This window comes from Vibrio rotiferianus CAIM 577 = LMG 21460 (assembly GCF_002741985.1).
Classification (GTDB): domain Bacteria; phylum Pseudomonadota; class Gammaproteobacteria; order Enterobacterales; family Vibrionaceae; genus Vibrio; species Vibrio rotiferianus.
In genome coordinates, this window is sequence record NZ_APHW01000102.1 from 89,219 (window position 1) to 98,301 (window position 9,083).

Genomic DNA, 9,083 nt, shown 5'->3' on the forward strand with positions numbered 1-9,083 from the left:
TATCAAGAAAGCCCCGCGATGTGCGCAGGGCTTGCATTTTTAATGAGGCATAAACTCGCCACCATCTTTCATTATCTTTTTCGCAATACGGTTCATGACGCGGATGAAAAAGCGCCGAGCCAAACCATATTTAACGTTCGTTACCGCGATACGACATAAGTTGTCTTTCTCATCAAAACCATAAAACACCTTCGCTCCACACTTATCGAGATAAATTGCAGCAACATTGTTTGCTTTTGTTTCATCTGGTTGAATAAGAGCAACGGGGGAGCTCTGTTTGACCGCATTTTTCCATAGCGATTTTTTTGATTGAGTCTCGGTTATGGTGCTTGTACTACCAACGAGAAGCACTCGGCTTTTCACGCGCTGTTCCATAAAAGCGTAAGTTGGGTTTGAAGCATAGAACCACTGTGTCGGCTCGGTAGGAGTGACGTGTATTTCAGCGATTTCCAACTGGCTTTCTTTTGTATGACAGTGAACGGGCATCGGTTTTTCTGGCAACTTACAACCAAAGATCATTCCGTACGGCTTCGTTTTCGCATCCACAAAATCGAGAAGCCCCTGATTAAGGCAGATCGAACCAATATGAGAGCTTTCAAATGGTGCTTTTTGTTGAGCTTCTTCCAGTAGCGCCATTTGCCTAGGACTATCATCGACGACATGGAACACTTTGTCCGCAAGCAAGTCGCCATTTGGATGATAAATTCGATATCGATAGACGCCGGTAGAGTTAGAACTTTTTTCGCCTAGGTTCCAAGTCAAACAGTTGGAGTGATTCAGCTGAATCGAAGACTCATATTCATGTGAGTAACCTCCAATTGAAGCTCTGTATGGGTGATCGATGCGAACTGTTAGGGCGACTTCAGGTTCATAACCGTCCTCGTCATCATCTTCTGGGAAATAGCCGATACGAAGTCCAAAACAACGTTGATCTTCCGCACGGACTAGGGTGGTTTGTTTTATTAATTCGCTTGGATCATCATCTTCTGGAATATGGTAAATACCCCAATCGAGCAACTCAAAAGGAGAAAGCGCAGCATGACGATATTTTCCAGCCTGTATATCGGCAACAAGCTGTTGGACTTTCAACGATGGGTGCTGCGCATATTCACTGATGAGTGTTGTGAACTCTGGGAGGTTAGCGACCAACTCAATCAGCTTAAGTAGTTGGCTTATCTCCAATTGGTCTGTATAGCGCTTTAGATCGGTTTGTTTGGCAAACCAAGGCATCGCATTGACCCAATGTTGCTTAACTGCATACTTGAGCAACATTGCGAGTTGTGCGCCTCGGTCATAAAGTTGTTGAAACAAGTCTGGCAGAGGGAGAGCACGTTCACTCTCAAGTTGCTTCAATCCTAGACTAGGATTAAGAGCAAATAATCGCAAGAGGTTATCTTGGATGTGCGGTGAGGCTTTCCAATACAGTTCATCAATACCAGGAATTCCGTAACTGGTATCAAAATCACTGATGAAGCTAGTTGTTAGTGTATCCAGTAACGTTTGTAATTGCTCTGAGTTGAGCAATGTCGTTTGGGCGATCTGAGCAGTGATCCACTCTACTGTTTTGGATTGCTCTTTGGTGATGGCGTAACCATTAGGGTTACGACGTCCCATTTGTTCACTTACGGTGTAGCGAATAGAGTCTAAGAGCGCTTCATCGTAGTAACTGGTTTTGATATTTGGTCTTCGTTGCTCCAGCAGCTCGAAGAAGCGCAGCTCAGCATCCGGACGGAGTTTTTTTAGTGCTGATCGAACGAACTGTTTGTTTTGTTCTGTTTGTTGCTGCGCTTCGAACTGATCGAAATACATGTCCATCAAACTGATTTCATCATCGTCCCTACGATCGATTTGAGACAATAGTAATTCCAAGCGCCCAGTCAGTTTATCGATCTCTGAATGGTATTCTAAGTCATCGACAAATGAGTGTGATTGATCGCTTAACTCTCCATAACGATCGCAATAAAAATAAGACAGCATGCGAGTGACTTTCGCCGGAGCTGATGTCAACCAGAGTAAAAGTAAGCGATGGCAATAGATTTGCTCAGGAGTATTTTGTAGTGAGCCCCAAACATGAGCGGCGACTAATAGCTTCTGGGCTTTGTCGTCAAAGTCACGCAGAAACTCATAGTAAGGCTGATTTTTGTTGATTTGTCTGCTGTCACTGAGCTGTTCGATGTTGTCTTTAAAAGATTTTAGCGTGACATCGAAATCATCGCTTTCATTGTTTAGAAATGCATCGACGATTTTCCAATCTTGTTTTGCTTGGGACTCCTCTTCCTCAGTGAGAGGAACATATCGCCAACGTTTCTCGGCAGTCTCAATACAATGGAATCGACTGTTTTCACTCAAAGCGAGAAGAAGCTCTGACTTTAGGCTTGAGGCAAGTTTGTCCTCAAACGCTTTTGTTGCCTTGTCGTTGATACCGTGCTTTTTATCGTGGTAAAGCATGCCAGCACAGAAGGCCAGTTGACTGGCTAAGCTAAACTCTTCATCAAACGCGTCAGGCAATTGTTCGAGAAGATCAGTTGCCTCTTCACGATGTTTGTTCAATAACTCATGGGCAAGCTGGGTCTCTTTCTGGCGAATATTGTCTCGGTATGCACCACATTCTTTGACATAGTTTAGAAATTGAGCCTTCCAATCACCGTTATAACGTTGGGTGAAATCCTCATCACTTATGAGCTCAAAGTCGTGGACAAGCCCATGAGCCACATCGGCATGAAAAGACGCTTTGTTGTTCCAACAATGTAATACGTCAAACAAGCGCAAGATCTTTTGATTGTTTTCCGCTATCGCTGCGTCATCCAAGTCTTCATTGTGCCAATCGTGTAGGATGTCACCGGCAATGGTCATCATCTCTTCGTGGTAAGAGTCATAGCGGCCGAGGTAATATTCGAATTTTTCGGAGATATCGAAGTTACCTTTTCTTGCGGCGATTTGAATGTTACACGGTTCAATCACATTTAGGACTTGTGCATCTTCCCCACTCTCGATGTAATGCCAAATTGTTTTCCCTTCATTAAAACCTTCGGTAATGAATGACTTCCATTGCGCAATACCAGTGCCTCGATAATAGTAGTGATCACGGTAGTAGTCGTCTTCATTTTCGATGACTTTGGGTGGAACAATTGGACGGCCCAGATATGCTTCGATCTCACTGGTAAGTGCCACCGCTGCTTGTTCTGCTGACGAGTCAATAAAGTTGCTCATCATCACCGTGTGGTAATCTACTTCATGATCATCGATATCAATGCCATGAATGGGCGACATGATGGAATAGATGAATCGGTCTACTGGGCGTTCAACATAGTAGCGAGAGTCATCTGTATATTGTAGGTAGTCTTGATCAGCAAAGCGTTGCTTCATTAAAGATCGAAATACTTCGAACTCGTGTGGCTTTTCGCGGAAGATTTTAAGTAATCCAGTGACTTGGCTATGAGTCGTTAGGTCGCTTGCACTCTCATGTTTAGAATCATCAAACATGTATCCTCGAGCAGTACTGTTATCACAGTAGCAAAATGCTTTCAGTGTATCGTGGGTATAACCCAAATGGTTTGTCAGAACCCCCAATGCAAACTCACCGTGGGGAGCGTGCTCACTGTCCCAATATGGGATGGTGTAACCGCCAAGATAAAAAGCCAGGCGAGGGAAGGTGAGCCCTACAATCAAAAGTGGTAACAACCCAAATACTTGTTCTTCAGATACCCACATCTCACTAGAGTCATTAAATTGTCTCGCGAGGTGGCAAATCAATTTAGCCGTTTCCTCTAATTCAGACTCTAGTGCTTGATGTTGACATGCTCGAAGAAAAAACGCGCCTTCACTGGTTAAATAGGTGCTGTTTAATAACTGAGTTGGTTGAATATCGCTTTTGTACGAGTAGCCAACGTAAGCAAACACTTCTTGAGCAATTTTATTTTCAACCAATGAACCAATTTGATCGTCACACCCGTTATTTACTTGGAAGCGAACATGACAATGATAGTTATCAAAGGCATTTTCTTGCAGGAGGGCTTCTCGATAATGTTTTAGGGCTTGGCGTAAAGATTCAAGAGATTGAGGGTCGTATTCCACGACCAGAGATTGGGTATCTAAAGCAACTGACATAATACTTGCACTACAACTATTTACATATTTAGTTGAGGATAAAGACGTGTGTTGCCGATGTCACTGAAAAGATTGAGCTATTTGAAAAGGTGTGACGCTATACCCAAGTAACCTCGAGATGCTTGGTTCAGCGAGAATGACTTGGTTTGTAGACGCGGCGGCGATTTGAAGGCTTAGTGGGTCTAAATCAAGAATCGGCAACAAAGTATACAAGCCAAGGCAACTCGCCCTACGGGAGCGTGTCATTGACCCGATTGCTGCGTCAAACAACTTGGAAAGAGCGTGCTATTCCGCTTCATTGTTTTCCTTGCACTCGAATCAATGACAACGCTCTGAATCCTGCATCTTGAAGTCACTTGGGTATAAGCTACACCTTAAGTTGGAGTCAAAATCACCTGGTACAGAAATAGGGGATAATTTAACGCTTTGCTAAGCCTTTGTGGTTTAAGTAAGGCAGAATATGAGGGCGAGATTCTCCCGCGAGCTTACTGGTGACTTCTTGTGACCAGGTGCTTTGTTTTTGATTGCTTGAGCGGCTCGTATAATAGTCTTGCATGGTTTGATCATACGTTTGGATATCTTCAAGATTTAGCGGTTGGTACTGGTTTTCATGTACGATGACATCAGCTGGTAAGCGAGGTTTTACTTCTGGGTTTTGAGCTGGATGACCTAAACACATACCAAATAAAATGGCCGTGTTTTGTGGTAAACCAAGCAATTCATCAACTTGGGCTGCGCTGTTTCTTAGGCCGCCAATATACACACCACCTAACCCCATTGATTCTGCCGCCAACAAGCAGTTTTGTGCCATGATGCCAGCATCTACAGCACCTATCAGAGTGAGCTCGGCAAAGTCCGCTTGAACCTCTGGGTTGATTGTCATATGGCGTTGGTAGTCAATACAAAATACCAAGAACTCAGCGGCGCTTTCTACATAAGGTTGGTTGCCGGCGTACTGGGCCAGCAGTTTACGTTTTTCGATATCTGTAACTCGGATGACGGATACAACCTGCAACATACTTGAAGAAGATGCGGCTAAGCCCGCTTGAAGAATGGTTTGTCGTTGTTCATTCGTAATCGGATCTGAGGTGAACTTTCGAATGGAGCGATGACCGAGTATGGTTTCAATCGTGCTGTTCATGATGTGCTAACTTCCTTGGGCTGCCTTTATTTGGTTGAAACTTCACCATAATGGTATTTGCGGGGAGCGTAAACCTGTACGTGCTACAAACTGTGCCAAAGGGCAAAATTGACAAAGTTCTATCGAGCAAACTGAACATAAAGTGACGTTATTTATAAAGTAAGGTATATACTGATTTTTAATAATCAATAGCTTACCAAGTGTGGAGAACATGAAAGAGCTGATACTTCATACGGTCACAGTGTTTATGGGCTTCTTTGCCATCATGAACCCGATCGCCAATATTCCTATCTTTCTGAGCCTAACGGCAGATGAAGATAAACAAACGGTTCGTTCAATTGCGTTTCGATCTGTCTTTATCGCCTTTGTTATCGTCGCTGTGTTTGCCGTTGCTGGCAAAGTCATATTCGATCTGTTTGGGATTACGCTATACGCCCTGCGCATTACTGGCGGTATCTTAGTATTTCTAATCGGTTTTCACATGCTGCAAGGTGAATCGACACACAAAAAGACAAAAGAAAAAGCTTATTCACCTGAGCAAGAACAAGCGGCTCTGAGTATTGCCGTTTCCCCATTGGCGATGCCAATCTTAGCGGGCCCAGGTACGCTCGCTACGGCTATGAACTTTGCTACCGCTGGTGGCATGACGGAAACCATCATTACCATTGCTTCGTTTGCCGTCCTTTGTGTGATCACTTATGTGTTGTTCTTATTTGGGGACAAGTTAGTGAAAGTCGTTGGGCCAAGTGCACTTAACGTTATCACTAAAATGATGGGGTTGATTTTGGCGGTCATCGGAACTCAGATGTTCATTGATGGCGCTGCAGCCGCTTATAAAACGGTTTTTGCATAGAGCCTTTTCTTCAAGTATGCCCGGCTGGTGAGTTAAGCCGGGCATTTTTATGAGGGATGTTCTGCTTTGTTAGAGTGATTGAAATCAAACTGAAAAGGGAGCGGTGGGTTAGTGCTTATAGCTTAAAGCTACCTATTTCTTTGTTCAGGTCACCTGATAACCCAGATAGTGCGACAGACTGCTCTTCCGCAATCACGGCTTTTTCCGATAAATCATCTGCCGCATCTCGGATCATCTCCGTGTTTTTGGTAATTTCATCGGTCACAGATGCTTGCTCTTCAGCGGCTGTAGCAATCTGAGATGCCATATCACTAATCTCGACAACGACTTGGTTTATTTTACTTAGGTTGTAAGCCGCAGACTCTGCTTCACTCACGCTTTTCGACGCAAGCTCTCTACTTGTCTCCATAATGCCAACCGCATCCGCTGTCGTTGTTCTTAGCGTCTCGATGGTTTCTTGAATTTCTTTGGTCGACTTGTGCGTATTCTGGCTCAATATTCTTACTTCATCTGCCACTACAGCGAATCCTCGACCAGCGTCGCCCGCTCGAGCAGCCTCAATTGCTGCGTTTAACGCCAGTAAATTGGTTTGCTCAGCAATATCTTGAATGGTTGCGAGTACGGCGTTAATCGCATTTCCGTGATCTTCTAGCTTGAGAATGATCTCTGTTGCGGATTCAACTTCGTTCGCCAATTCGTTGATGGATTCTTGGGTTCGTACCACTTGAGACTCGCCATCTTTACACTTGGCAACTGCATTATCGGATGCGTTGGCTGTGCCTTCGGCGTTCTTCGCGATTTCCTGTGTTGCGCTAGCCATTTCATGAATCGCGGTTGCGACCATATTTACTTCACCCTGTTGGTTTTGAATTAGAATCCTTCTCTCACCGGATTGAGTATTCATGTCATGAGCCTGGATGTTTAGGTTCGTGGATACCGAACTCAATCGAGTGACTATGCCGTGCATGTTTCCTACGAACTTATTGAAGTTGTCCGCTAGGGCACCGATCTCGTCGTGATTTTTGATATCAATACGTTGCGTTAGATCGCCGTCACCGTCAGCAATTTCCCCAAGAGCATCTGAGACAGTATGCAAATCTTTTAGTAATACTTTCGATAACCAAATGATAAATAGGGCTGAAGCGATAATCAGCACGATAGATAACAGGACATTTTGTAAAATAATGGCGTGAAGCGAGGCCATTTCGGTAGCCTCATCTAATTCAACAGCAATGATCCAGTTTGTCGACTGTATTGGCATGAAGTACACCAATTTTGTTTCCCCGCCAACGTTCACATGATGGATTTTCCGATCAGACTCGAAGTCAGTCAGTTTGCTGGTGGTGAATTCTTTGGTGTATTCGGTGGTTGGTTTGTATAAGAACTCACCTTTAGAGTGCGCGATAAACGTGGCGTTGCTTTTATCTACTAAGTAAATGTTCGCTTCATCACCAACCGTTATTTCCGAAATTTCTTTAGAGAACTCTTCAACGAATAGCTCGACACTTATTACGGCATCAAGCCCCGTTGGGCCAGTAATAGGTTTAGCGATAGCAATGGCCATTTTGTTAGTGTCATCATCAAGATAAGGGCTCGTTATGATGGTTTTACCACTTGTCATCGCCCCTTTATACCAAGGCCTTGTTCTCGGATCGAACCCATCTTCTGGCATCTCATCTTCGTTTAGTGCGGCCCCACGATAATGACCGTTACTCTCACCATAAAAAACATCTTTTAAGTCTGCGGACTTTATTGCCTGATCTCCGGCTTGTTTAAAGTCACCTTTAATATCGACACCATTAAGTACGGAGATTTTTGAATCGACCCACTTTGCCACTAACTTATCAGTAACTTCAGCTACAGATACTATTTTTGTCTTGATTTCCTTCTCGGTTAGAGATGTCATTTTGGATGTGCTTAATCCAATTATTGATGCCGATAGTGTCGCGGATATAGCAATAGAGGCAAGTGCTATTTTCCCTCTGAGTGATAGATTCATTTTAAGTCTCGTAATTATTAATGTTTAATTTTTCTGATGTTTAATACATGAATTTTTAGTTATTTTTAGTTTCTAACAGTCCTTAAGTTCCTTTTAATGACAAGAACAAACTATTGACCATTCCCAGTAATTTTTGGCGTGGGAATAGTTATAAATAAAAAGTTGAGTTGTAAGATCTGGGTAATAGAGATTCGAAGAACCTAATCGACTTGGTTTTCCTCTATACGGACTAATCCCAGACTTTTGAAAAAGTTAAACAGTGCGCTCTTCTCTCCCTTGTCAAAGAAGAAGTACTGACAATCTCCCAGTTCATCATGCATATAATGAAAGCCAATTTTGATCATCTTGTCGTAATCGGAAATCTCAACTCCAACGCGGTTTAGTGACCATTGGACACAAACGTTTTCTCCCCGAAGCATGAGGACGTTAGGTAAAACATTAAACACGCTAAACTCAATATGTGTTCCCGATTTTAGTCTGGACGCCAAGTAATGACTTTTGCAGTTAGTTTCCATAATAAGTAACTCATTAGCGGCCTTTGTTAGGCTTTCCTAGTGCCAGAAAAGTATTCATATGATGTTAGAATTGAATTATCCACGATTAGATTTACTGGTGTGGTATTCTCGTGAATAGACATAATCAATTATATTTATAAATTCTTTGTTGGCTAAATTATCTTTATATATTACTTTCAGTTATATTAGATTTAACTCTAATGCTTTTACGCTGGTCTTAGCTCTATTTTTACCAAGACTGATAGCGATAATCGTTATATGTACCTTGTCGGCATTACTAATAGTGATTGATTCGGAATGATACACACGGATTATTGGGAAAGAGTGATCCGCATACGGCTGTTTATTGCGGTATAAAATGAAATGTCAAATATTAGAACTTTATCCCGTAATTCTGATCTAGTGAATTGGACATTTAGAGAATGTAAGAGTCTTGGTATTGAATGTTAACTGGATTTTAACGAGGTT

General features: G+C 42.9%; 4 protein-coding genes. 1 reads left to right on the forward strand and 3 read right to left on the reverse strand.

All coding sequences use genetic code 11. From position 1 onward, the window contains the following. Positions 1-39: 39 nt before the first annotated feature. Together B853_RS18435 and nfsA are read right to left on the reverse strand one after the other, a co-directional pair. On the reverse strand, positions 40-4,107 hold the full coding sequence (locus B853_RS18435) for a hypothetical protein (RefSeq protein WP_038883302.1): 4,068 nt from the start codon (positions 4,105-4,107) through the stop codon (positions 40-42). Positions 4,108-4,525: 418 nt separating this feature from the next. After that, the gene (gene nfsA, locus B853_RS18440; protein ID WP_038883303.1) at positions 4,526-5,248 is read right to left on the reverse strand and encodes an oxygen-insensitive NADPH nitroreductase; all 723 of its coding nucleotides are present in this window, start codon (positions 5,246-5,248) and stop codon (positions 4,526-4,528) included. Positions 5,249-5,459: 211 nt separating this feature from the next. Here nfsA and B853_RS18445 point away from each other — a divergent pair, with 211 nt between their 5' ends. Then, the gene (locus B853_RS18445; protein ID WP_038883306.1) at positions 5,460-6,101 is read left to right on the forward strand and encodes a MarC family protein; all 642 of its coding nucleotides are present in this window, start codon (positions 5,460-5,462) and stop codon (positions 6,099-6,101) included. 115 nt (positions 6,102-6,216) lie between these two features. On the opposite strand, the gene B853_RS18450 is transcribed toward B853_RS18445, so the two are convergent. Next, entirely contained in the window at positions 6,217-8,100 is a 1,884-nt protein-coding gene (locus tag B853_RS18450) for a methyl-accepting chemotaxis protein (RefSeq protein WP_038883307.1), read from the reverse strand. Positions 8,101-9,083 lie beyond the last annotated feature (983 nt).